At 48.2% G+C, this 22,713-nt stretch carries 26 protein-coding genes; 7 read left to right on the top strand and 19 right to left on the bottom strand.

Annotated elements, in window-relative coordinates:
- Nucleotides 1–8: 8 nt before the first annotated feature.
- Nucleotides 9–986, top strand: coding sequence for a homoserine kinase (locus QWY27_RS10995; protein ID WP_290197617.1), 978 nt, complete (start codon nt 9–11; stop codon nt 984–986).
- Nucleotides 986–1,780 carry a BPSS1780 family membrane protein gene (locus tag QWY27_RS10990; RefSeq protein ID WP_290197615.1) on the top strand — a complete coding sequence of 265 codons (795 nt, stop codon included), beginning with the start codon at nt 986–988 and terminating at the stop codon, nt 1,778–1,780. Before QWY27_RS10995 ends, QWY27_RS10990 begins: the two co-directional genes overlap by 1 nt.
- Here QWY27_RS10990 and QWY27_RS15415 read toward each other — a convergent pair.
- The 11 genes from QWY27_RS15415 to QWY27_RS10940 all read right to left on the bottom strand — a co-directional run bounded on the left by QWY27_RS15415 (nt 1,720) and on the right by QWY27_RS10940 (nt 11,814).
- Nucleotides 1,720–2,037 carry a DUF192 domain-containing protein gene (locus tag QWY27_RS15415; protein WP_494338396.1) on the bottom strand — a complete coding sequence of 106 codons (318 nt, stop codon included), beginning with the start codon at nt 2,035–2,037 and terminating at the stop codon, nt 1,720–1,722. The two genes, QWY27_RS10990 and QWY27_RS15415, sit on opposite strands and share 61 nt — an antisense overlap.
- Nucleotides 2,034–2,849: a type II secretion system F family protein gene (locus QWY27_RS10985; protein WP_290197613.1), complete on the bottom strand. Its 816-nt coding sequence runs from the start codon at nt 2,847–2,849 to the stop codon at nt 2,034–2,036. The genes QWY27_RS15415 and QWY27_RS10985 overlap by 4 nt, the downstream gene beginning before the upstream one ends.
- Before the next feature lie 10 nt (nt 2,850–2,859).
- Entirely contained in the window at nt 2,860–3,705 is an 846-nt protein-coding gene (locus QWY27_RS10980; protein ID WP_290197611.1) for a type II secretion system F family protein, read from the bottom strand.
- Nucleotides 3,702–5,321, bottom strand: coding sequence for a TadA family conjugal transfer-associated ATPase (locus QWY27_RS10975; protein ID WP_290197609.1), 1,620 nt, complete (start codon nt 5,319–5,321; stop codon nt 3,702–3,704). Before QWY27_RS10975 ends, QWY27_RS10980 begins: the two co-directional genes overlap by 4 nt.
- The gene (locus QWY27_RS10970) at nt 5,318–6,619 is read right to left on the bottom strand and encodes a type II and III secretion system protein family protein (protein ID WP_290197608.1); all 1,302 of its coding nucleotides are present in this window, start codon (nt 6,617–6,619) and stop codon (nt 5,318–5,320) included. The genes QWY27_RS10975 and QWY27_RS10970 overlap by 4 nt, the downstream gene beginning before the upstream one ends.
- Nucleotides 6,620–6,627: 8 nt before the next feature.
- Nucleotides 6,628–7,497, bottom strand: a complete 870-nt coding sequence (cpaB, locus tag QWY27_RS10965; protein WP_290197606.1) for a Flp pilus assembly protein CpaB — start codon at nt 7,495–7,497, stop codon at nt 6,628–6,630.
- Nucleotides 7,494–8,270, bottom strand: a complete 777-nt coding sequence (locus QWY27_RS10960; protein WP_290197603.1) for a hypothetical protein — start codon at nt 8,268–8,270, stop codon at nt 7,494–7,496. Before QWY27_RS10960 ends, cpaB begins: the two co-directional genes overlap by 4 nt.
- Nucleotides 8,267–8,866, bottom strand: a complete 600-nt coding sequence (locus QWY27_RS10955) for a hypothetical protein (protein ID WP_290197601.1) — start codon at nt 8,864–8,866, stop codon at nt 8,267–8,269. The genes QWY27_RS10960 and QWY27_RS10955 overlap by 4 nt, the downstream gene beginning before the upstream one ends.
- Nucleotides 8,863–10,248, bottom strand: a complete 1,386-nt coding sequence (locus QWY27_RS10950) for a hypothetical protein (protein ID WP_290197600.1) — start codon at nt 10,246–10,248, stop codon at nt 8,863–8,865. Before QWY27_RS10950 ends, QWY27_RS10955 begins: the two co-directional genes overlap by 4 nt.
- Nucleotides 10,248–10,481 (bottom strand): hypothetical protein, encoded by a 234-nt coding sequence (locus QWY27_RS10945; protein WP_290197651.1) that lies wholly within the window; start codon nt 10,479–10,481, stop codon nt 10,248–10,250. The genes QWY27_RS10950 and QWY27_RS10945 overlap by 1 nt, the downstream gene beginning before the upstream one ends.
- Before the next feature lie 202 nt (nt 10,482–10,683).
- Complete coding sequence (locus QWY27_RS10940) at nt 10,684–11,814, bottom strand: DSD1 family PLP-dependent enzyme (RefSeq protein ID WP_290197598.1); 1,131 nt, start codon at nt 11,812–11,814, stop codon at nt 10,684–10,686.
- 75 nt (nt 11,815–11,889) lie between these two features.
- Here QWY27_RS10940 and QWY27_RS10935 point away from each other — a divergent pair, with 75 nt between their 5' ends.
- Nucleotides 11,890–12,783, top strand: a complete 894-nt coding sequence (locus QWY27_RS10935) for a lysophospholipid acyltransferase family protein (protein ID WP_290197596.1) — start codon at nt 11,890–11,892, stop codon at nt 12,781–12,783.
- Between the two features lie 15 nt (nt 12,784–12,798).
- Here QWY27_RS10935 and QWY27_RS10930 read toward each other — a convergent pair whose 3' ends face one another.
- The 3 genes from QWY27_RS10930 to QWY27_RS10920 form a co-directional block, all read right to left on the bottom strand.
- Entirely contained in the window at nt 12,799–13,749 is a 951-nt protein-coding gene (locus tag QWY27_RS10930; protein ID WP_290197593.1) for a PaaI family thioesterase, read from the bottom strand.
- A 14-nt stretch (nt 13,750–13,763) separates the two neighbouring features.
- On the bottom strand, nt 13,764–14,732 hold the full coding sequence (locus QWY27_RS10925) for an NAD(P)H-dependent flavin oxidoreductase (protein WP_290197591.1): 969 nt from the start codon (nt 14,730–14,732) through the stop codon (nt 13,764–13,766).
- Nucleotides 14,733–14,813: 81 nt separating this feature from the next.
- Nucleotides 14,814–15,677: a PCC domain-containing protein gene (locus QWY27_RS10920; RefSeq protein WP_290197589.1), complete on the bottom strand. Its 864-nt coding sequence runs from the start codon at nt 15,675–15,677 to the stop codon at nt 14,814–14,816.
- Nucleotides 15,678–15,821: 144 nt separating this feature from the next.
- Here QWY27_RS10920 and QWY27_RS10915 point away from each other — a divergent pair, with 144 nt between their 5' ends.
- The 4 genes from QWY27_RS10915 (at nt 15,822) to QWY27_RS10900 (ending at nt 19,366) form a co-directional block, all read left to right on the top strand.
- Entirely contained in the window at nt 15,822–17,006 is a 1,185-nt protein-coding gene (locus QWY27_RS10915; RefSeq protein ID WP_290197587.1) for an acyl-CoA dehydrogenase family protein, read from the top strand.
- Complete coding sequence (locus tag QWY27_RS10910) at nt 17,003–17,788, top strand: SDR family NAD(P)-dependent oxidoreductase (RefSeq protein WP_290197585.1); 786 nt, start codon at nt 17,003–17,005, stop codon at nt 17,786–17,788. The genes QWY27_RS10915 and QWY27_RS10910 overlap by 4 nt, the downstream gene beginning before the upstream one ends.
- Nucleotides 17,785–18,852 carry a phosphotransferase gene (locus QWY27_RS10905; RefSeq protein WP_290197583.1) on the top strand — a complete coding sequence of 356 codons (1,068 nt, stop codon included), beginning with the start codon at nt 17,785–17,787 and terminating at the stop codon, nt 18,850–18,852. Before QWY27_RS10910 ends, QWY27_RS10905 begins: the two co-directional genes overlap by 4 nt.
- Before the next feature lie 136 nt (nt 18,853–18,988).
- Entirely contained in the window at nt 18,989–19,366 is a 378-nt protein-coding gene (locus QWY27_RS10900; protein WP_290197581.1) for a hypothetical protein, read from the top strand.
- 9 nt (nt 19,367–19,375) lie between these two features.
- Here QWY27_RS10900 and QWY27_RS10895 read toward each other — a convergent pair whose 3' ends face one another.
- The 5 genes from QWY27_RS10895 to QWY27_RS10875 are packed head-to-tail and all read right to left on the bottom strand — an operon-like array spanning nt 19,376 to nt 22,663.
- On the bottom strand, nt 19,376–19,819 hold the full coding sequence (locus tag QWY27_RS10895; protein ID WP_290197580.1) for a hypothetical protein: 444 nt from the start codon (nt 19,817–19,819) through the stop codon (nt 19,376–19,378).
- A gap of 4 nt (nt 19,820–19,823) precedes the next feature.
- The gene (locus tag QWY27_RS10890; RefSeq protein ID WP_290197578.1) at nt 19,824–20,360 is read right to left on the bottom strand and encodes a GNAT family N-acetyltransferase; all 537 of its coding nucleotides are present in this window, start codon (nt 20,358–20,360) and stop codon (nt 19,824–19,826) included.
- A gap of 2 nt (nt 20,361–20,362) precedes the next feature.
- Nucleotides 20,363–21,265, bottom strand: coding sequence for an alpha/beta fold hydrolase (locus tag QWY27_RS10885; RefSeq protein ID WP_290197576.1), 903 nt, complete (start codon nt 21,263–21,265; stop codon nt 20,363–20,365).
- A 55-nt stretch (nt 21,266–21,320) separates the two neighbouring features.
- The gene (gene dtd, locus QWY27_RS10880; protein ID WP_290197574.1) at nt 21,321–21,761 is read right to left on the bottom strand and encodes a D-aminoacyl-tRNA deacylase; all 441 of its coding nucleotides are present in this window, start codon (nt 21,759–21,761) and stop codon (nt 21,321–21,323) included.
- Nucleotides 21,758–22,663 carry a D-hexose-6-phosphate mutarotase gene (locus QWY27_RS10875; RefSeq protein WP_290197572.1) on the bottom strand — a complete coding sequence of 302 codons (906 nt, stop codon included), beginning with the start codon at nt 22,661–22,663 and terminating at the stop codon, nt 21,758–21,760. Before QWY27_RS10875 ends, dtd begins: the two co-directional genes overlap by 4 nt.
- Between the last annotated feature and the right edge of the window lie 50 nt (nt 22,664–22,713).

The raw sequence follows: 22,713 nt of genomic DNA, 5'->3' as shown, positions 1-22,713 counted from the left end.
CTACATTTATGGCAGTTTTTACTCAAGTCAGCGAAAATGATGCCCAATCTTTATTGGCTGATTATTCCCTAGGGGGTTTCCTAGGTTTAAAGGGTATTACCGCCGGGATCGAAAACAGCAACTTTTTCCTGACTACAAGTCAGGGTGAGTATGTGTTGACTATCTTTGAGGTGCTCAAGGCTGATCAGTTGCCTTTTTACATTGAGCTGATGAACCATTTAGCTCAAAAGTCGATCCCTGTTCCCCAGCCCCAAACTCGGCTTGACGGAAAAAGACTCTCAACCTTGCACGGTAAACCTGCTGCAATCGTCACAAAGTTGCCAGGAAGCTACACCCCAAATCCTAGCGCACGTCATTGCGCCATCGCAGGAGAGACTCTCGCCCATGCGCACTTGGCAGGCATGGATTTTGGGATCACTCAGCCAAACTTAAGAGGGTTGACCTGGTGGGAGCAAACTGCGCCAACAGTTCTGCCGTTTCTCAACCAGACACATGCTCGGCTTCTTCAGGAAACACTCTCTGAGCAGCGAAAGCTTGCGGAAACTTCCGACTACCAGTCGCTTCCTAGCGGCCCCGCTCATTGCGATCTCTTTCGTGACAATGTCTTGTTCGCAGGAACGTTTGACAAACCCGTCATGGGTGGATTCATCGACTTTTATTTTGCTGGTGTGGACACCTTTATCTTTGACGTGGCAGTCAGTGTGAATGATTGGTGTATTGAGCACTCAACGGGTGCCTTTCAACCTGAACTACTGGATGCATGGCTCACCGCTTATGCTCGGGTTCGCCCCTTCACTCCCGAAGAACATCGTGTTTGGCCGGTTATTCTAAAAGGCGCGGCCTTACGTTTTTGGATCTCCAGGCTTTACGATTTTTATTTACCCCGACCCGCTCAGACACTTAAACCACATGATCCAAGTCATTTCGAGCGCATACTGACCGAACGAACAATGGCTGTTACGCCCTCCCTACCCAAGGAAATTTGATGCAAGCCGTACCTTTACCCGCACTCGCAGGATGGATCTGGGTTAGAGATGGCTGGGCGTTATTTCGCACGCAACCATTAGCGTTTTTTTCATGGGCAATGTTCGTGAGCTTGATGCTGATGATCGCTACGATCACGCCACCGATCGGCCCGCTCTTCTTTATCATCTTAATGCCAACAGCCACCCTGCTTTCCTTGTCAGCTGGCCGGCATGCCACCGAGGGCAGACGGATTTTATTAGGGACTTGGATTGAACCTTTGCGTCAGCCACAGGTCTTTCGTCGTCTTTTGGCGATGGGTGGTCTATACGTGGCATTTTGTTTGCTGCTGGGACTGGCTGCCTTTATGCCGTTTTCGGGCGAAGTAACCGAAGCCCTTAAAAACGTTGAAAAAACGAATGACCTGCTTCCCTTGATGCAGGCGGTTCAAACACCCATGATCATTTTCGGTGCTCTCTACATCGTCATGGCGGCGATATTCTGGTTTGCACCTGCTTTGGTCGGCTGGCACGGGATTCGCATCACGCAGGCACTATTTTTTAGTTGGATCGCATGCTGGCGCAACAAAATGGCATTTTTGGTCTATGGATTGTGTTGGCTTGCTGTTTTTCTAATTGTCGATACGTTTATTAGTGCATTGGTCATGATCGGACTTTCTCCAACAACGGCTGCCACCATTCAGGTTCCGCTCAACGTTGTTGCCACCTCAGTTTTATACTGTAGTTTTTATACAAGCTACACAGCTGTTTTTAACAACAGCGCCACGGAAAGCTCGGCAGAAAAACTGGAACAGTGATCGTCCTTAATCGATAACATTTCGCATGCAGAGTGTGCCCGATGACAATACACGATTCTATTAGGCCTCACACACGGTCTCACATCTATGATCTGCATGTCACGATCTAAAAAGAATACCGCAATACAGTAGCGCATCCCGAAAGTATGGATCGAGTGACAGGGTCTGAGCCAGAGCACCTCTCCGGGAACAAGTTTTGGAAGACCCAGTAAGCCACTCGCTCGTCTGAGCCAAGTATGTGCCTCGATTATTTTCATGGCTGACCTAAAAGTTGAATCACGACTGGAAAGCCCAAAACTATAAATGTGCAAGGAAAAATGCAGAGCGCCATAGGAAAAAGCATTTTGACGGGTGCCTGAAGCGCCTGTTTTTCCGCGTGCATGAGCCGCAGCGCTCTTTGCTGATCCGCATAGACTTGGATAATACGACCTAGGCTAAAACCCATCGCCTCTCCCTGAATAAGCGAGGAGATCAGTTGTCGAACACTGGCCAAATCCAGACGTTGACTCAGCTGTCTCAATGCCTGTGCTCGGGACTGACCGGCACGCATATCAGCAAGCATCGTTGACCACTCTTGGTGCAGAGGACCTGAGTCAATATGCTCGAGTGCGAGCTGAACCGAGGCTTGAAGATTCAGCCCCGCATCCAAGCCTAGCCCAACCATATCGAGAAAGAAAGGGAACTGTCGACTCATAAACTTGAGTCGCTGGTGATGTTTACGTTTCAACCAAATAATTGGCAACCACCAACCAAAAGAAAAGGCTATTACAGTACCTAGATAAGATGCGATATGGACAGAAAGTAGTGCTGCATACATCCACCACACAGCGAGAGACAAACACAGGAGAGCTCCTAACCACTGCAAACAATAAATTTGAGGGAAATGCCAACCGATCAAACCAGCGCGTTCAATTAGACCGGTGAGCCTGCGTCGCTGTCCCCATGTGATGAAAGGCGTTAATCCACGTAAACCTTGCGATGAAAGAGATTTAAAAAACCGCCATAAAAGCAACACCATAAACATGGCCACACATATGATGGCAAGCATTGCGCAGACAATGGCAAGCATCCCCATACGCTTAAACCTCTATCGTCAAAATGCGCCGCAACCAAAAAATACCTAAACACTCAAGTAACAGGACAATACCAAGCATCATCTGCCCAGTCTGACTAAGAAACATCAACTCCACTGAAATCGGATCGATCTGACTTAAGGCAACTAAGAGAACGAGAGGTAAAGCGCCCATCACCCAAGCCTGCATTTTTCCTTGAGCAGTTAACACCTCAATTTTTCCTGTGATGTGTTGTCGAGCACGTAAATTAATAGAGAGTCTCTCTAATAAATCAGCAAGCGATCCGCCAGAAGCATGGCCCACTGCGAGTAGCGCAGTCACCAACTCGACACTTTCCGATGGCATGCGTTGATTTAGTGCGGATAAGGCTTGATTTAAAGGTACGCCCATCCGGTGCTCTCTTAACACTAAGCGAATCTCTTGTGACATGGGCGTGGGGGCATCTTCAGCATAGTTTTTTAAAGCAAGCCCAATACTTGCACCGGAACGCAATGCCCCGGCAATTGCTGTCAAGGCATCAGGCCATTGCGTATCAAACAAACCGAGCCTACGTTTTAGGGCATTAGTCAAAATGAACCTCGGAATGAATAAAGTCAGTAAACCGGAAGCTAATGCAAGCAATACACTCGCACTTAGAAACCAGACCGAGATGGAGAATGTGACTGAAATACAGCACAAAGAAGACCATAAGTGGGTTGTGTCAATAAAAACAAATAACTCAGAAAGACTCGTTTGGGTATGTTCCGTAACAGAGCTGCGATAACGCACCCAGGCAACACTTGCCAACTGTTGCAACAACCAAACCGCCACAGCAACGGACAAAAATGCAAGCACTAAACCGATATAAATCATGAAGCGGCAAACCATTGCAACAAGCTTGAATCAACCTCAGTTCCCCAGTTTTCAAAACACTGAGGAACCAGACCCATAGGTTGGGAACAACCTGCTAGTCGATCAAACTTTGCGAGCTTCTGCATTTGAATGCAACCTGACTCTATACCAACAATTTCAGAGACATCATGAACCACGCGCCGCCCGTCTGGTAAGCGTGCTTGCTGGACAATCAAATGAATAGCTGAACTGATTTGCTCCCTAACAGCATTTAGTGGCAAACCACTATTCGCAGACAAAATCATTGTTTCAAGTCGTGATAGTGCGTCACGTGGCGTATTGGCATGCAAGGTCGTGATTGATCCCTCATGACCTGTATTCATTGCAGCAAGCATATCAATCGCCTCGGCGCCCCTCACCTCACCTACGACAATTCTGTCAGGTCGCATACGAAGCGCGTTTCTGACAAGATCTCTGAGCGTCACCGCGCCACGACCCTCAGCATTTTCAGGGCGAGCCTCGAGCGCCATCACATGGGAATGGTTAATTTGCAATTCAGCCGAGTCCTCGATAGTGACGATTCTTTGATCGCTTGGTACGCAATTTGCGAGTACATTTAATAAGGTTGTTTTACCTGAACCTGTACCGCCTGAAACAAGAATATTGAGCCTTTGACGAACGCAAAGCTCTAAAAATTGAGCGAGCTTCTCGCTTAGTGTTCCATTGGTCACTAAACCATCCAGATCAATTCCCTTATTTGTGAACTTTCGGATTGTCATACAAGCCCCATGGATCGCAATCGGAGGGATGACGGCATTGATTCTCGAACCATCCCGTAAACGCGCATCGACCATGGGAGCTGCATCATCCAAACGACGTCCGAGTGGAAAGACAATCCTTTCCATAACGCCACGAACAGCTTGTTCACCACTAAACTGATAATGACTGAGCTCCAGACGCCCATGACGCTCAATAAATATTTCGTCGTATCGATTCACCATGATTTCCGTAATATCCGAGTCGGCAAGCATCGCTTCTAAGACACCCAAACCGATCGCCTCATCGACTACAAGTTCTAATAATTCCTCTCGTTGATTACCAATCAAATGACCAGCATGGTCATTCAACAAGGAGGACACGCACTCGATAGCTTGCTCTCTCAGCGCACTTTCAGAAAGCGCAGCAATATCGTTTCTTCTTAAATCAAAAGCTTTGATCAGACCAGCATGAAGATCTCTCCTCATATCGCGAAAAGCAGCGGATGAAAAAGAATTGACTTTATCTTCAAGCGCGACACTGCAGGAATCAGTTGATAAAGAAGATTTTTTCAACTGAGTTTGTGTGGTCTTAGGTAGAGGAAACAATCTAATCAGACAAGGGCTCACAACAAATTCATCACTCTCAATAATTGGAGCATGCAAGGAAAATTTTTTTCCATTCACTCGCGTTCCATAAAGTGAACCAAGATCCTCAACCTGATAACCATCATGTCCTCTGGTGACACGCAAATGACGACGGGCAACGCGCCAATGGGGTACGCGTGCTTCACACTCAATACCACGACCTAAAGTGAATGGAACGGTTTGTTGCATGCGTTCACGCCGTCCATCCTCGTAAACAATCAGTAAATCCATCATTCTTTTTCACTCCATTGATCAATAATATGAGTCGGTGCATGCACATCTGTATCAGACTGAATTTTCGACTCCCATTGCGACTGAGAAGATTGTTTGTGATGCCAATTTTGAAGTTCATTTATTGGTGAAACTGAACTATTCAGACGCTGATCCATCCCAAACGTCTGTTCTAAAATGGACGCTGCATTTTCAACACGACGCATCAGGCCAGGGTGCTCTGCATTGACCACAATAGGCGTGACAAAAATTGCCAACTCTGTTTCACGATAATGATCTCTTGTCACACCGAACAAATTTTGAATGAGCGGTATGTCAGATAATCCTGGGAGACCATCACGATCGCGTGTCCGCTCTTTAGATATAAAACCACCCAAAACCAGCGTCTGGCCTGAGCGGACATTAAATTCAGTTGAAGCGCGTCTTACCTTCAAGGCGGGGCCAGACGATGAAGCAAGTGTTTGGTCCACTGAACTGACTTCAATATCGATTTTTGAACGAACCGCAAGATTACGATCGACTTGCGGTGTGATATTTAGAGATACACCATACTTTTTAAAAGAAGTCGTCGTTTTTCCATCTTTGTCAGTCGTGGTGTATGGGACCTCTCCTCCAGCTTCAAAACTCGCCGTGGCACCGCTTCTGGCGAGCAATTGAGGTTGTGCCAAAATTGTCGCCTCGCCCGACTGTGCCAGTGCGCCAATACGCGCCGACAACACGTTATTCACGCCAGCCATGCCGCCTGCTCCACTTAAGGGCAGAGGCAGACTACTATTCCATCTAATGCCAAGCTCCTGCAGGCGAGCTGTCGGGATTTCAATGACTTGGACATCAAGCAATACCATTTTGTCCCACCCCACCTGACTCGTAAAATCAAGTAATTCAGGGTATCGTTGAGCAAGCCGTGAGATCTTTGCCTGGTCAGAATCAGATAAGTTTTCGCCTTCTATAATCAGTTTGTCACCTAGGGTGGAGCTTCGTGCCTGGGGAATGGATTTCAATAAAGTCGAAATTTCTTCCTGGACACGCGCAAAACCCTCTGGGGCAATACGAACGTTATATGAAACTCGTTTACCCGCCGTGCGCCAGACATCAAGGGTGGTTGCCCCTGATTTTTTCCCAAAAATCACAATTTCATTCTGATTGATGACTGTTGCTTGTAGGACTTCTCCATTTCCAATCGCTAAACGCTCTACTTTTGAAAGCTTTAAAATCGTTGATGACCCAACTTCCAGTTTCAATGTGGATTGAGCATTCGCAGATACTGGATAAAACATAAATAAAATGAATAGCTTCATCATGATCGCGATCATCGGATACTCTCAGATCGGTGCTGCTGGCCTACTTCTGTTCCACGGTCGATTAAAAATGATTCATCGTTAGATGTAGATAATCGATCTCCATATAAAACTGGAATATTTGGAACGACAGGCTCAATAGGCAACCCAAGCAATTGTGCTAAGTCACCAGATTGATTTTTTATCTCTAAAGAACCTGTAGTTTGAAGAGTCCCACTCAACACGGCGCTAATGGTTCCAGCCTCACGAGCGGCTACAAGTTTGACTGCATCCGCATCGGAGACTGCAAGCGTGATATTTGAACCGGCAGCATCCGATGAGCCTTGGCGGTCGTGTGACGAAGCAAGATGACCGACGCCAAGTACCAATACAGACTGCAAAAGTTTGACCGTCAGGCGCTTGCCTTGATGATCCAAGGTAATAAACAAATCCACACGATCATTCGCTTGAATCAGTCCGGATGCGGCGCTATTTGAATCCAAAGCTATGGAGATCGCCTTCAGAGAGGGATCCAAACGGGTTGATACGCTAAGAGACTCTAGCTCAGTCAGGTAAAGGCTTAGTAATGGCTGCCCCGCTCTCACATCCGAAAGAAGTCTTTTTCCTATCAAACTTTCGCTTTGATCGTGTGTCAGCGCTTCATCTGGTGCAAATTTGACGGGAAATAACACAGGTACAAAGTCAGTTCCCTCTAGGATCATGTCCCGGTTTAAATCTCGTGCAGCAACAAGCAAGGTCAATTGATCAAGCCGTGTACGGGATTCAATCTCTTCAGTCTTTTCATGCAAATGCTGATCGATTGCCCAGGCAGACATACATCCCAACACAATCGAGATCGCCATGAGCCACCACTTAGCTTTGGATTGAGAGATGTTCATCATGATGTGCTTGCTGTTAAATATAGGTATAAGAAGGTTCGCCCAGCGTGTTCAACAAGATCAATCCGTATCAATGCCTTTTGGAAATAGGCCTCTATTGACACAGCGCCACGCAAAGATTGATCTGAAGAAGAGAAGGAATCAGTTAAAGTCCAACGCTGCGATGAGAGTGTGTTTCGTAGCAATTTTTTAAGATAAAAAATTGGATGTGAAGAAACGTACAGCAAACTTGTTACTGTTGAAGCTTCGCCTTGATTATTTACATCAAGGATCAACTGATTCTCTAAACTGGGTTCAGCAAGCAAGCTTTTAATTGCAAGGTAAGTGCTCAATGATTGCTTCAATGAGGAGTCAATTTTTAATTGATTCGCGCGAGATGGTTGTTGACCCGTGTGTAGACGTAAGCTCGTTAGTGTGAATGAAACTTGATCACGGCCCAAGGGATGCACAGCCAAAACATGCGAAAAAATAGAGGATTCCCATTGCATCTGCATGACTTCTCCGTTACTCCAAGCAATGGTATCGGTCGGAAGTTGAGTCAATAATATGGGCATGACTGCTTGAATGCCTTGTTCCGCTTGCCAGCGACTCATCATGATTTCGTGTTGTCCTACTTGAATATCTCGGATCACCAATAGAGTTTTAGGGTTACCAATCAACTTACGTTCGCCTGCATCAATAAGCATCAGTTGCTCAGCAAAACAATTTGCTCTGAAAAAAATGAAAAATAAGGCAATTAGCAAGAGGATTTTCATCCTCGAAATTTTCTTAGTCATTTCCCACCGAAATGATGCTTTCTAGGTACCTGTCCAGCCAATGAGTTGAGCCATTCGAGTGACAATCTGCCTCGGCCCCAAGCTGAATCTGTGCGAGCAAGATGTGCAATGAAAGGTTTAAGCATATTTTGCGTAGGATGACTCGTGGCACGCCATGTAGCGTCAGAATTTGCAATTCTTGACTGTACTTGCAAGGGCGTATGACTGTTACCAGCATTGATGTATAAGAAGCTTGATCGTTCAACTGATGCAGATCCAAACAAGATATGCATCTTTGCTTGTGCCGATTTCATTTGCGTATGCTTGGAGGTCACTGTTATTTTTCCTTGACCATAAACATTAAGCAATTGCTCTGAAAAGGTATTGAGTAATCTACTTCCTCTCGATTGACCAGTAATGAATGTGTCCTTGTTGAAAACAATTTGACGGGACTGCAAAAAAGTCAGGTAACTACTCTTACCTAACAGCTCGAGAGAATGTGCGCGGAGTTGTCCAGTAAATTGGATAGCTAGTAACAAGATTCCAAGTATCAAAAGAATAAATATGGATTCAAACAAGGCCTGACCTTGTTCTTTAGGGAGTCGTCGTTGATTCATCGGAGACTAGGATTCGGGATTAGGCTTGCATGCCAGTAAGGCTCAAATAGGCTAGCTTGATTTGCTTGACTATTCTTGGGCGATTCAAAATATGTTTGTGCGGATGAAATCGTGCTGATACTGTCACCAGAGTCGAGCTTTTGACTGACTTGAATGGAAATCCTGACAGGTTGACTCACGCGTGAGGTTGATATCTCTGCATACTCACCCAATCCTTTTGACGACCACTTCAGTGATTCACTTTGTCCAAATCTTTGTGCAAGTGGATTATGACGACCATAAAAAATATTCCACGGACCCCCTTGAACTCTAGTCCATCTCCAAAATGCAATACGCGAAAAGTCAGGTAATTGGGCTTCATTTGTATACCCGATCAGTCCATCACCATTGTGTGTAGTCAAAAGCGCCCAGCCCATTGGGTATTCGCGATGATAGCAACCGATAAATTTGTTGTGTCGCAAAGCATGAAAGGAGAGAGTTTCCTCCGAGCGCCACTGCCCATCGCTGCCAAGTGTCAAACGCCCTCTTCTTCTTAACTCATGCCTTTTAAAGGGACATCTCGGATTGATCATCCATGCGTTACGCTTGGTCTGATTTCTCTCTTTAAGAAAGCTTGATTGATCAACGAGACTGTTGAGAAAGTCGCGCCACGTTGAATCCTGTCCAGAACGCTTCTGGATCAGTCCTTCAGACTCATCCATCAAGATTGAAACCTTTATCCCAAGTTGTTGAAGTGAATCTCCTCGTTTTGCTTGACCACTATGTCCAATATTTTTAACCAGCATGCGTTGAACAGCATGTTTCCTCTGTTCAGCTAACTCTGAACTTTGTAATTGTCTGACCAGTGAAAGGACTTGGTGAATCTGACGCTCGTGACGCAAATAGGCATTACGTAAAACTTGTAGGGAACGCGTATTTTCCATGCCGCCCATTGATGCCGTTGCATATGACAGGGCATACTGAGGGCCAAAAAATGCACTGATCAGACTTGCAGGTGGATTACGAATCTGGGACTGCTGACCAAGTTTTGCGCGATATTGCATTGCGGTCGCCACTGCGATCAAATGAGCCATACCGAGCTGATGTGCGACTTGAGCTCGATTGAGATAGGCATGCATATTCAGTGCACGCGCCTGAACCAATGCTGCACTGTAGGTTGCAGCATCTGCTGCGCGATGCAACGAAGTCATGTCATGCACACGCTGACCCAGCAAGAGCATCATGCTCCACGCAACAACCCCAATACCGATCAAGATCAATCCCAGGAACATGACCTGACCACCCTGCAATCGATGGTGCATGGACTGTTTTGAGTTTGTTTCAAGGCAGCTTAGTGCGTGATGACTGACGACGTCGCCTTGGAAGAGGCAAACGAGCGACATTACCGTTTAGCTGCACCGGCGTTGCCAGTGAAGCTCTTGAGGGACTTTGCCTTTGTTTGATCTTTGGCACCCTGAGCCGCAGTTTTAGCACTGCGAGATTGCTGTGTACCATCCTCACCGGCCAGCTCCCTTGCAACCGCAGCAGTCTGCGAGCGAAGCACTTGGCCAAGATATTGATACACGGCGATCGCAGCCACTGCGACGAGTGCAACGATGATGATGTATTCGGTCATTCCCTGACCGCGCTGATGTCGAACTAAACGGTCGGACCGAAGAGTGGCCTCAGTGTTTGAAAATAATTGTTTCGAATGATTTGTGACAGCACGCACATCTGCCCCTTGAAAATTGAAAGAGGCATAGTGTGCGACTTGTTGAAAACAGTCTCAATTCGCAACTCCCGCAATGGCAATAATTATCCAGCCATTGCGGCTATTTTTACCAGCCGTAAAATCTTCGCCAGGTTTGAATATTTTGCTGAGCAGTCAATACCTGATACTCGGGAAACTGGGCGGCTGTTGCGCATGCATGATTGGGCAGGATGCGAAGTTGGGTTCCGACTGGAAAACGATGCACAATCGATGGGTCGACCTCCCCTTGCCGGGAAATAATGCCATGCTCTTGGTTGGCACCGGTCATGATGTAACCCGTTAAAGGCTTCCCCTCTGCATCACAAACTTGACCGTAACCAAAGTCAGTTGCCTGTTTTTGAGTGCCACGATCGCGGCTCATCGCCATCCAACCCGCATCGACAATGATCCAGCCTTTTTCTTCTTGGTGACCAATCACGGTTGACAACACACTTAAGGCAATATCGTCAGTTTGACATACACCAACGTTGTGCATCACTAAATCGAAAAATACATAAACACCTGCCCGAACCTCTGTCACGCCTTCAAGCTTACATGCTGATAAAGCGGTTGGTGTTGAGCCGACACTCACGACCGGACAGTTAAATCCGGCTTCTCGCAAACGCTGTGCGGCACGTACACAGCCGGCACGCTCCTGCTCAGCCATTTCAGCGAGTGCTTCGGGCGTGTTGAGATCGTAACTCGACCCTGCATGAGTCATCACACCATACAACTCGGTACCACCAGCAGCGAGAGCCTGAGCAACTTCAAGCAGTTGAGGACTCTCAGGTTTGATCCCGGAGCGATGATCATCTGTATCAATTTCAATCAACACCTTGAAAGACAGATTGTTCTCGATGCCGAATTTGGAGATGGCAGTGGCGGAAACGACGCTATCGGTCAAAACTTTGAGATCGCACCCTTTTCGGATTAGGGAAAGTGCCTGCGAGAACTTGTTAGCCGTGATGCCAACTGCATACAAAATATCCGTGATACCCGCCTCAAAAAACTGTTCTGCTTCTTTGAGGGTGGAAACGGTAATGCCCTTGGCACCTGCACGTATCTGAGCCTGCGTGACCTCGATGCACTTGGATGTTTTGACATGTGGTCGAAAACTCACGCCTAAACTATCCATTCGAGCTTGCATCCGCTCGATGTTGCGCTCCATGCGTGATATATCGATCAACGCAGCAGGTGTAGAAAGTTCTGAGATTTTCATAATGTGGCTGTTCATTTGCAGAAAGGTTATTCTATCTCTCTGCGCCAATTGATGCTTTTTATTTGCCTTGATTGAATGTTGAAAAAAATCGCACCACGTCTACTTTCTGCAATATTTAAAACCCTCGGACTCTTGCCGTTAGCCGTTCTTCAAAGTATGGGAATGTTTGCAGGCTGGATAGCTTGGATGCTGCCTAGCCGATACAAAGAGCGAGCCTGGGCAAATCTACGCCAAGCATTTCCTGATGCTACAAGAACCATGCTACGCTCAGTAATGCTTAGCAATGGTCAATTGATGTTCGAAATGCCTTTTTGGTGGACGCGCAGAAACGATCCGTTTATCAATACAAAGCTTCACTGCGACAACTGGGATCAGTTCCGGTTAGCCCTCGCTAAAGGAAAAGGTGTCATTTTTCTGACACCTCACGCGGGTTGTTTTGAATTATTGGCACCTGTGTACAGCAGCAACTTCCAAACCACAGTTTTATACAGACCTCCAAGAAAAATCTGGCTACAAGAATGGATTGTGGAAATGCGCTCTCGTCCACAACTCAAGATGGCTCCTGCCAACCTAAAAGGTGTCCGGGCATTAGTCAAGACGCTATTGCGCGGAGAGTCTGTCGGATTGCTACCTGATCAAGTTCCACCCGATGGCGAGGGTGTCTGGGCGCCATTTTTTGGCAAACCTGCTTACACGATGACACTTGTACAGCGACTGCAAAAGCTGACGGGAGCCCCAATATTTGTCGTGGCTGCCCAGCGAAATGGCATTGGAAAAGACTACACCCTGAGATACAAAGAAATTGTTGAACCATTGCCTGATGATCTTGAACAGGCAGCTGCGATCATCAATGCTGAAATGGAAGAAATGATTCGCAAGATGCCAGAGCAGTATCTGTGGGGCTACAACCGCTACAAGGCTCCCAAATCCAAAGGGCTTCGAGCGTCAACCACCACACAGAAAAAATAAGGTCGCTCGTAGAGTCTAAAACTCTTCTCTTCGTGCATGTGTACTTAGAACTTCAAGTGCTTGTCGACCTGTCTTGTTGTAGATTGATGTCTGTACGACCGCTGTCATCCGCCCTTGGTGGATGATTTTGGACTGCGCGTGGATCGCTTCGCCCTCGCCCGGGCTAATGTAGTTCGCTGTCACACCCGAAAGCATCCACTCAGACCCAAGCGCCGCATTTGCGGTCACCATCCCCAACGCAAGAATCACACCGCCCTGAACATGACCCACGCGATTTGCCACATGGGGACCATTCAGCACCTCACAGTAAGCGCCACGCTCCTGTTGAAAGGGATGGAAATTTAAAAAATAGGTCGCAAAATCCTCACCTGTTAGCTCACAATGCTCGATGCTTTGTTTGACACGTGCGAGGATCCACTTTTCGTCCTCAGTTAATGACTCCAAATCAAGAGGTGGATCTATCGGGGCTTTTTTTTCTACCCAAGGAACTGCTGGCAATGAACCACCATGAGGGACTGGCAAAACCATAAAAGCTCCATACCCCACGGCTATTAAAGTTTCACCAGACTTGATATGTGTCAGACTCACGCCTTGACGACCCTTGGCACCTAGTAAGTGTCCTTGGGTGTCGGTGAAAGCTTCAACACGACCCGCTGGGCGCGCTCCGGTTAGCTGAAGACTGAGTGAAACTGTTGCAAGTCTAGTTCGATCATCCAGTCCGTAGCGAATTCCGGTCGCCAGTCCCATGTCCGCGAGGATCGCCAACAAAACAAGATGGATACTGCTGTCGCGATCGATGTTTTGTGCCTCTGGGTCGATATGAACGACCGAGTGCTGCGAACTGGCTTGATCGTAAACAAAATCAAAAAAATTACCGCAAAAATGATAGCCTGGCGTGCGATTCAAGGCGATTGCTCGACAGGCCTTTTTAAAAATAGGATGGTTATCCAAATGATGCTTAGTCATATTGATGCCGTCTTTCAACCTGTTAATGCCATGAGACGCTTTTGGATGATGGTTTTAGCTTCGTCGGCGATGCGTTGGACCAACTCGGCACAAGTTGGAATGTCGTTGATGAGGCCTTGCACCATGCCAACAGTCCAAATGCCGCCTTCAATGTCACCTTCCTCGTACACTCGGCGGCCCTTGGCACCAGCGACTTTGGGTCCGATTTCCTCGATGGTCGCACCTGCTTTTTCCATATCGATAATGCTTGTTGCGAGTTGCGTTCGAGCGACTCTGCTGCTGTTACGCAAACTTCGCAAAATCAGTGCGGTATCCGTTTCGGAATTATTCACAATCGCTTGTTTGATATTGAGATGCGCGGGTGATTCTTGAGTACACATAAAACGAGTACCCATATTGATTCCCTCGGCACCGAGCGCCAGCGCAGCAACCAAGCCTTTGCCATCGCTAAAACCGCCGGATGCAATGACAGGGATACTCAATTTAGCCACCGCTGATGGAATCAGAATGAGTCCGGGAATATCCTCTTCACCAGTATGTCCCGCGCACTCAAACCCGTCGATACTCACCATGTCGACGCCGATTTGTTGGGCTTTAAGGGCATGGCGCGCAGTTGTACATTTGTGAATGACTGTAATACCGGCAGCCTTGAACGCAGGCATATGGGCAGCAGGATTGTTGCCGGCTGTTTCAACAATTTTGACGCCGCAATCAATAATCACATCACGATATGCCTCGTATGGAACTGGCTTGAGCGTCGGTAAAAAGGTTAAGTTGACGGCAAACGGACGATCTGTCATGGTTCGAAGCCGGGCAATTTCGTCTCTCAACGCTTCTGGCGAGGGTTGGGTCAACGCTGTTAGCGTGCCTAAGGCTCCCGCGTTTGAAACGGCAGCGACAAGTTCAGCCCGACCAATCCACTGCATTCCACCTTGAATGATGGGATGTTCAATACCAAGTTTTTTTGTTAGTGCGGTTTGCAAGATCACTCCTCTATGATTTTTTGCACAGCGTAATCATTCAAGTCAGAATATCAATCAGTCGGGTCAAACTTAGGCCCTTGTTCAATATGGATACAAAATCATCTCGGCAGTCACGAGAACGGGATTGGCGCCCCGGGCAAGTCTACCCTCGGCCAATCCTCCCAGGTAGTCTACGATCGCTATATCGATGAACGCCTGTTCTTGTCCATCCTCGCCTCGGATAATTCGACCTGAGCGGATCAGCAGTTCTGTCACAAAAGGCTCCACGATACGTCCATCTTGAAAAGTCGCCCCGACAGTGCTGCCGACACCGCCAGCGATCATCGCTTGTTGAATGTTGTGTTCACGGCAAAATGACTCGAGTGCGGTGCACAAATCTTCATTTGGCCCAATTCTCAAGGCATAGGCAGGCTGGGTTTGCTTGGTTTTCTTTTCCTGCGAGGTCGAGAGTAAAGGCTTGAATAAAGAAAAATTGGTTTCTGTATCCGGACAAACGGTAAATGCGGCGCCTTCTAATCCCATACCGGTCATGTGAATAGGCGAAGCCACAACAATTTGATCAGGTAATAAATGGCCGCAATGACGGCGCCCATTCGGCTCCATCCAAAGTGCATGACAATGCAACCACGGTCGGCCGTCTCGAATACCGACAGTCACAGCGGCTCGTTCGAGCACAATCCGTCCATCGACTTTGAAAGTCTCGCTAAAGTAAACCGCATGATCGGGCGATTTTGAAAGCGCCGGCATTACGTAGCTAAATGATGCGAAAGAGCCACCATCTAACGCGAACGCACCGCTTTCTATTCCTAATGGCTCCAGCGCACACGTCACTGAGTCAAGCAAAGTCAGGCCAGAGGATAACTCGACATCAATCGGCATTGCGCCCGCAGCAACCGATTGTAGGCGCTTGGGGGATGGCGTTCCAGGATGATGAATGCTACGCATGTTTATTTGGGATCATGGAAAATGACTATTTCATGATCATAGCGATTATTAGAGTGAGCGTACGAGATGTTGTTGATTGGGTAATATTAAAGTTTATGTCAGTCTGTACCCGCATCGCCTTACTCTGCAAACAGGACTCGTAACATGGATTTTTCACTGACCCCGGCTCAGCTTGAGCTCCAAGAGCGCACTCGTCGTTTTATCGCCGAGAAGATTATTCCGCTAGAAAATGATCCACGCGTCACCAGTCATGGACCCAATGAAGAATTACGCACTCAACTCGTTGGACTCGCCCGCGAAGCGGGTCTCCTGACTCCCCATGCCTCAATTGAGATGGGCGGCCTGGGGTTGAGTCATACAGATAAGGCGATTGTTTTTGAAGAGGCGGGTTATTCAACACTTGGTCCAACAGCCATGAATATTCACGCACCTGATGAAGGCAATATTCATTTAATGGAAATGGTCGCCACCGAAGAGCAAAAGGAGCGCTGGTTGCGTCCTCAAGTACAAGGTCTGACGCGATCGTGTTTTGCCATGACAGAACCCCACCCAGGTGCAGGCGCGGATCCCTCAATGATGCTGACCACAGCGGTCAAAGACGGCGATCACTATGTCATAAATGGCACGAAATGGTTCATCACTGGGGCGCTGGGCGCGAGCTACGTCATTATCATGGCCAAAATGGAGGACGGCTCGGCAACCATGTTCCTGTCAGACATGAGTCGCGAGGGCATTACTGTCACGCGGCAAATGGATGCAATGGACAGCTGTTTTACAGGTGGGCACTGCGTGATGGAATTCAAGAATGTCAGGATTCCAGAGACAGATGTGTTGGGCGAGCTTGGACGCGGCTTTAAATACGCGCAAGTGCGACTAGCTCCTGCCCGTCTCACACATTGCATGCGCTGGCTTGGTCAGGCGAGACGTGCGCACGATATCGCCACAGACTACGCACGCACACGTCAAGCATTTGGTCGAGCTCTGGGCAAACACGAGGGTGTTGGTTTCATGCTCGCCGATAACGATATGGACATCCAGACTTCGCGTCTCCACATCGCTCACACAGCATGGCTCTTGGATCAGGGGCAAACTTGTAATTTTGAATCCAGCCGCGCCAAAGTAACCTGCTCTGAAGCCGAGTGGCGCGTAGTGGATCGATGCGTGCAAATACTGGGCGGTCAAGGTGTGACGGGTGAAACGATTGTGATGCGGATTTTTATGGATATGCGCGCATTTAGAATTTATGACGGCCCAAGTGAAGTACATCGCTGGAGCATGGCACGCAAAATCATTGATGCCGCCGAGAAACGAGCTGGAGCGCAAGCATGAGCCTAACAGTCAAAGACCACGGTATCTTTAGCCTAGTTGGTCATACTGCGCTTGTTACGGGCGCTTCGAGCGGGATCGGTCATCATATGGCTAAAACCCTCTCGCAAGCGGGTGCCCATGTGATTGTGGCGGCTCGTCGGATTGACAAGTTACAGGAGCTCGTCAAGGAGATTCAATCTACAGGTGGACAAGCGACCGCCGTTTCTCTGGACGTGACAGATGCTGACAGTATCAAAGTCTGTTTCGATCAAATCGAAGCATCAGGTTTGATCGCTGACATTATTATCAGCAATGCTGGGACGACTGTTGCAAAACCTGCGCTGGATCAGACCGAAGCAGACTGGGATGCAGTGATCGACACGAATTTGAAGGGCTGCTGGATGGTTGACACAGAAGCTGCACGCAGACTGGTCAAGCATAAGTTGAAAGGCAGCATTATCAACATTTCTTCAATACTGGGTGAACGCGTAGCTGGCGCTGTCGTTGGCTATGTGACCTCCAAGGCGGGCGTGATTCAGTTCACAAAGGCTCTGGCTCTTGAATTCGCCCGTTACGGCATTCGTGTCAACGCGCTTTTACCAGGCTATGTAGTGACCGATCTGAATAGCGATTTCCTTTCAAGCGAAGCTGGAAAAAAACTTGAGTCACGCGTGCCCTTCCGCCGATTTTGTCAGATGGAAGATCTAGATGGGCCACTTCTACTGCTCGCCTCGAATGCTGGACAGGCCATGACAGGTTCGGCCATTCCTGTTGACTGGGGACATCTGGTGAGTTCTCTATGAGTCAAATTGAACTCAATCATTCGGAAAATGACGGTACTGTCGGTCAATTCAAACTTGACGTATTGGCAAGCTGGTTACGCTCACAAGGGATCACTGACAGCCTCTCGCTTACCTGTCAACCGTTAACTGGAGGCCAATCCAACCCTACTTTTTTGCTCGGTTGCGGTTCACAACAGCTTGTGCTGCGCAAAAAGCCACCAGGGTTACTCATGCCCTCAGCGCATGCCGTTGACCGTGAGTTTCGCGTGATGCAGGCACTTCAACACAGCGAAGTGCCCGTACCCAAACTTTATGTCTATAGCGACGATCCGAATATAGTTGGCACGCCTTTTTACATTATGGAGTTTTTAAAAGGCCGCGTGCTTGTTGACCAGTCTCTGCCAGGACTTGGCACGGCAGAGCGCACCGCAATCTACAAAGAAATGAATCGCGTGATTGCAGGGCTTCATCGTATCGAACCCGCCTCGGTTGGACTCGAAACGTTTGGCAAGCCCGGTAATTATTTTCAGCGACAAATTGCACGTTGGAGTCGACAATACCTTGAAGCCAACACTGAAAACATCGAATCTTTGCATGCGCTGATTGAATGGCTCCCACAAAACATTCCCAATGGCGATCAAACCTCGATCGTTCATGGCGACTATCGCTTGGATAATCTTGTGTTCCACCCTACAGAGCCTCGTGCGATTGGTTTGTTGGATTGGGAACTGGCCACACTTGGACACCCCATGGCAGACTTTGCCTATCACTGTATGAGCTGGCATATCCCAGCAAGTTTGTGGCGAGGTATTGCTGGCCTTGATCTTGTTGCACTCGGCATTCCGAGCGAAAAAGAGTACGTCAAACTGTACACAGACGCGACGGGCCTAGAAGGCGAAGAACACTGGGATTTTTATATCGCCTATAACCTTTTCAGAATGGCTGCTATTTTGCAAGGCATTGCTAAACGCGCGGCTGATGGCACAGCCTCAGCGCCGGATGCAAAGGAAACTGGCAGTAAAGCGAGACCTCTCGCAGATATCGGCTGGAAATATGCGCAGAGATATCAAAGTACAAGACGGTAAACGCTCGCAATGACTGTCAATCAACAAACGCTCATGTCTGTTAGAAGCTATATTGCATAAACAAGTTGTTTGTCCGATCCTGAAGACTCTTCATGATCAAGCAAACTGAGAACGTTCACTCTACCTTGGCATATATATGAAAAACACTCTTAAACTCGCCCTATTTACAACGCTTTGCACAATGACTTTTTCTGGAACGACGATCCACGCAAGAGTAGTCTGCACGGCACCTGGCGTTCCTGTCGGATGTGTCGACACACCAATTGACCGAGGCGCACCAGGAGTCGGTGTTTTACCAGGCGCGGGCGTTGGAGCCCCTGGCGTTGGTGTTGCCCCTGGTATTGGTGCTGCTCCAGGCGTCGGTGCACCAGGCGCTGGCGCACCAGGAGTGGGTGTTGTACCAGGAGTTGGAGCGGGTGCGCCGGGCGTTGGTGTTGCCCCAGGGGTTGGCGCAGCGGGTCCGGGAGCTGGTCCCAATCTGGGGACGCCAGTCAACCGCCCCGGGGTTCGCTAAAGCACCTCGTTAGACTTTGACTGTCACCTTCAGTCGAGCGGCGGCTTTGCGTATTAAGTCTGCAATGACGTCGCTTCTTGGTTCTTGATGATGATGGGCCAAACGATCTAAAGCTTGTGCGACATCACTGTCTAAAATAATTTCAACACGCTTGGCGCCATTCGCGATGCGCTTGCGACGGTGCTCTGCAGTACGTTCGACGGCTGATATTGGTTTGTCTAGCCGGGGACGACCGCGTCTAGACAACCCTGGCAAAAAAGCCTGTCCAGGTAGCCCTGAAATTAATGCGGATGGGCTCTTTGATGAGGAGCGAATATTTTTATTTTTGCCTGAAGATTCTCCAATTTTCCCTTCTCGTTGAACTTTACGACTCTTTTTTTTAGGAGACGTACTAGATGATTCATTTAAATCATCCGGAACACCAAAAAGATCGATCGGCTTATAAGTAGTCATACCGTCATTCTCCTTCAGGTGGTAGACGATTACCAGCACCTAATTCAAGCTGCAGCATTGCCGTATCACGCCAAGCGCCAGCCTTGAAACCAACAGAGCGAAACAGACCTACCTCTTTAAAGCCGTGTCGCTTGTGTAGCGCAACAGAGGGCGCACTGCTATCTCCGATCACAGCAATCATTTGACGGTAACCTGCACTCTCACAGCGGTGGATCAACTCAACCAATAACTTGCTACCGATACCCTCACCCGCGAATCCCTCTTTAACATAGACTGAGTTTTCGACAGTAAAGCGATAAGCCGGCCTCGCGCGATACATCGTCGCGTAGGCATAACCTAATACCTCACCTTCCCTTTCCGCCACAATATATGGCAAACCTTTTTCCACTACAGCTACTCTGCGTTGTCGAATTTCCTCAACGGTGGGAGGTGAAATTTCAAAGGATGCCGTTCCGTGCAAAACATGGTGGGCGTATATCAATTGAATGGCCATGCAATCGATGTCAAGACTATCTCTTAGAAAAATATTATGCTTTGACATGACTATTTCCTGACAGATTCCATGAGCTCCAATACTGCCTGAGCAAAAATTTCAGGGACTTCTTGAGGCATATTGTGTCCTACGCCTGGAACAACACGATGCGAACGAGGCCCCGTAAAACGTTGCGCATGGGGTGCGTTCACCGAGGGTTTTCGCACGCCATCATCCCCACCATCAAAAGTAATGCAGGGCACAGTAATAGGAGGTAGTTTAGCCAAACGTGACTCGATGTCTGCATAAGCCGGGTCGCCTTTAACAAGCCCAAAACGGTGTCGATAGGAATGAATCACAACATCAACAAAGTCAGGGTTATCGAAGGCCGAGGCAGACTTGGCAAATGCTTCCTCGCTAAAGTGCCAAGTCGGAGACCAAAGCTTCCAGAGGAGATGCGTCAGAGCGCGGCGATCCTTTTCAAGTCCGGCTCGACCCCGGTCACTATGAAAGTAGTACTGATACCAGAGTCTGTGCTCGTTTTCAGGCAAATCCGGCACCAATGCTTGTGCAATGTTTTGAATATTGTAGCTATTGAAAGAGACCAGTCCTGCGCAGCGCTCTGGCCAAAGCGCCGCAACCACACAGGCCGCACGACCTCCCCAGTCATAACCAGCGAGAAAGGCCTGTTGAATCTGTAGCGCATCCATCAGCGCGAGCAAATCAGCGCCCAGCGCAGCCTGTTCGCCCGAGCGCGGAGTCGTTTTACTTAAAAATCTTGTTGGTCCATAGCCGCGCAGGTAGGGAACGATTACTCGACAACCTGCTTGTGCCAAGAGAGGGGCAACATCTGCGTAGGCATGGATATCATAGGGAAAACCATGCATCAGAAAAACAGGCTTTCCGTCAGAAACACCAAACTCTGAATAGGATATCTCTAAAACACCTGCTTGAATTTTTTTGATTGGTTGCATTTGCTTTCACTCCCTCGAGGAAATCAAATGTTACCAGTCGAAATGCTTATCGTTGCTAAGTGATGCACATAGGGATGGTGACGGGCCCGTCATTGACTAAGGAGACTTTCATATCTGCAGCAAAAATGCCGGTCTGAATCGGGAGGCCACTCTCGCGTGCCAAGTCCACAAACTCGTCATATAGCCGCTTCGCTTGCTCCGCAGGGGCAGCATGTGCAAAGCTTGGTCGTGTGCCCTTGGTTGTATCAGCCGCCAAGGTGAACTGGGAAACAATCAGCAAAGAGCCCTGAATATCTTGCACAGAAAGATTCATCTTGCCTGAATCGTCAGGAAAGATTCGGAGTTTTAAAATTTTCTGCAGCATACGAGAGGCAGTGTGACTTGTGTCGCCTTGTTCGGCGCAGATCAACAAGAGTAAGCCCTTTGAAATCTGGCCCACAACAACTTGATCGACCGTCACACTCGCCTCAGACACTCTTTGGAGGAGGGCTTTCATGCTTCAACCGAGTATCTGACTGCAAGGGTATGTTGTGCCCCTGCTTCGAGCGTCATCGCACAATCCAATGCATTTGCACTTTCAAGACACACCATTTCTCTCCAAGCCGAAGGACCAAGGTCGTCCATTTTTTTAGCTGTCTCGAGCCAAGGGTTCCATACCACCGTACTTAGGCTGCCGTTTTTTTGGATTCTGATTGATCTGTTTAAAGCCATGTCGCGGATCAGGCAATCATTTGTCGTATTTTGATAGACCCGACCTGTTTCGCCTGAGAAAGAAACTAAACCTTGTTGTGTTTTAGACCGATTGTGATCAATCAAATCAATATATTCGCAACCCTCCAAACCCTCAATTTGGATAGAGGCAATATCGCTCACAAAAAAATAAGCGTGGAGCGCTTCAGTCAACTTGATGGATTGCTCACCAGTGTTTTCAGTCATAAGCGAGATCGATAAAGATTCGCCAACAGTGATTTGGGCAGTCAGACTAGCAGCGAACGGGAGAGACAACGCAAACTCATGCACGGGAAGCATGCTCAAATAGATTTCGAGCGTATCCGAAGAATTTGTTGAAATGTCTGTCAGTTCCCATGGACATAGTCTGGCATAGCCGTGCGATGGCAACGTATTGTCAGTCGGATGGGCACCGAACCAAGGCCAGCAGACGGGTACACCCGCTCGTATTGCACGACCTTTGAGCCAGTGTTGAGTCTGCGTTCCCCATAGCACCGGTACTTGTTGTGACTTGGGATGCCATGATAAAACCTGCCCACCATCGATACTGATGGTTGCGGACGCTAATGGATGATCAATCTTTAAAAGAACGATACCGTTTTGTGTTTCTTCAAACTGCACATACTGATTGTTGCCATAGCGATTGATACATTCATTGAGTCTACTCATTGCCCACCCGGCTCAAAAAAATCTTAAACGCCTTGGCAGTATATCGCTGC

Source organism: Zwartia vadi, from assembly GCF_030410375.1.
GTDB lineage: Bacteria > Pseudomonadota > Gammaproteobacteria > Burkholderiales > Burkholderiaceae_B > Zwartia > Zwartia vadi.
Note: the sequence above shows the minus strand (reverse complement) of the source record. Positions and strands in the feature narration are given on the sequence as shown.

Bases quoted from the DNA above. Each gene is read 5' to 3' on its own strand.
- QWY27_RS10995 (WP_290197617.1), top strand. From the start codon at position 9: ATGGCAGTTTTTACTCAAGTCAGCGAAAATGATGCCCAATCTTTATTG.
- QWY27_RS10990 (WP_290197615.1), top strand. From the start codon at position 986: ATGCAAGCCGTACCTTTACCCGCACTCGCAGGATGGATCTGGGTTAGA.
- QWY27_RS15415 (WP_494338396.1), bottom strand. From the start codon at position 2,037: ATGAAAATAATCGAGGCACATACTTGGCTCAGACGAGCGAGTGGCTTA.
- QWY27_RS10985 (WP_290197613.1), bottom strand. From the start codon at position 2,849: ATGCTTGCCATTGTCTGCGCAATGCTTGCCATCATATGTGTGGCCATG.
- QWY27_RS10980 (WP_290197611.1), bottom strand. From the start codon at position 3,705: ATGATTTATATCGGTTTAGTGCTTGCATTTTTGTCCGTTGCTGTGGCG.
- QWY27_RS10975 (WP_290197609.1), bottom strand. From the start codon at position 5,321: ATGATGGATTTACTGATTGTTTACGAGGATGGACGGCGTGAACGCATG.
- QWY27_RS10970 (WP_290197608.1), bottom strand. From the start codon at position 6,619: ATGATGAAGCTATTCATTTTATTTATGTTTTATCCAGTATCTGCGAAT.
- cpaB (WP_290197606.1), bottom strand. From the start codon at position 7,497: ATGATGAACATCTCTCAATCCAAAGCTAAGTGGTGGCTCATGGCGATC.
- QWY27_RS10960 (WP_290197603.1), bottom strand. From the start codon at position 8,270: ATGACTAAGAAAATTTCGAGGATGAAAATCCTCTTGCTAATTGCCTTA.
- QWY27_RS10955 (WP_290197601.1), bottom strand. From the start codon at position 8,866: ATGAATCAACGACGACTCCCTAAAGAACAAGGTCAGGCCTTGTTTGAA.
- QWY27_RS10950 (WP_290197600.1), bottom strand. From the start codon at position 10,248: ATGTCGCTCGTTTGCCTCTTCCAAGGCGACGTCGTCAGTCATCACGCA.
- QWY27_RS10945 (WP_290197651.1), bottom strand. From the start codon at position 10,481: ATGACCGAATACATCATCATCGTTGCACTCGTCGCAGTGGCTGCGATC.
- QWY27_RS10940 (WP_290197598.1), bottom strand. From the start codon at position 11,814: ATGAAAATCTCAGAACTTTCTACACCTGCTGCGTTGATCGATATATCA.
- QWY27_RS10935 (WP_290197596.1), top strand. From the start codon at position 11,890: ATGTTGAAAAAAATCGCACCACGTCTACTTTCTGCAATATTTAAAACC.
- QWY27_RS10930 (WP_290197593.1), bottom strand. From the start codon at position 13,749: ATGACTAAGCATCATTTGGATAACCATCCTATTTTTAAAAAGGCCTGT.
- QWY27_RS10920 (WP_290197589.1), bottom strand. From the start codon at position 15,677: ATGCGTAGCATTCATCATCCTGGAACGCCATCCCCCAAGCGCCTACAA.
- QWY27_RS10915 (WP_290197587.1), top strand. From the start codon at position 15,822: ATGGATTTTTCACTGACCCCGGCTCAGCTTGAGCTCCAAGAGCGCACT.
- QWY27_RS10910 (WP_290197585.1), top strand. From the start codon at position 17,003: ATGAGCCTAACAGTCAAAGACCACGGTATCTTTAGCCTAGTTGGTCAT.
- QWY27_RS10905 (WP_290197583.1), top strand. From the start codon at position 17,785: ATGAGTCAAATTGAACTCAATCATTCGGAAAATGACGGTACTGTCGGT.
- QWY27_RS10900 (WP_290197581.1), top strand. From the start codon at position 18,989: ATGAAAAACACTCTTAAACTCGCCCTATTTACAACGCTTTGCACAATG.
- QWY27_RS10895 (WP_290197580.1), bottom strand. From the start codon at position 19,819: ATGACTACTTATAAGCCGATCGATCTTTTTGGTGTTCCGGATGATTTA.
- QWY27_RS10890 (WP_290197578.1), bottom strand. From the start codon at position 20,360: ATGTCAAAGCATAATATTTTTCTAAGAGATAGTCTTGACATCGATTGC.
- QWY27_RS10885 (WP_290197576.1), bottom strand. From the start codon at position 21,265: ATGCAACCAATCAAAAAAATTCAAGCAGGTGTTTTAGAGATATCCTAT.
- dtd (WP_290197574.1), bottom strand. From the start codon at position 21,761: ATGAAAGCCCTCCTCCAAAGAGTGTCTGAGGCGAGTGTGACGGTCGAT.
- QWY27_RS10875 (WP_290197572.1), bottom strand. From the start codon at position 22,663: ATGAGTAGACTCAATGAATGTATCAATCGCTATGGCAACAATCAGTAT.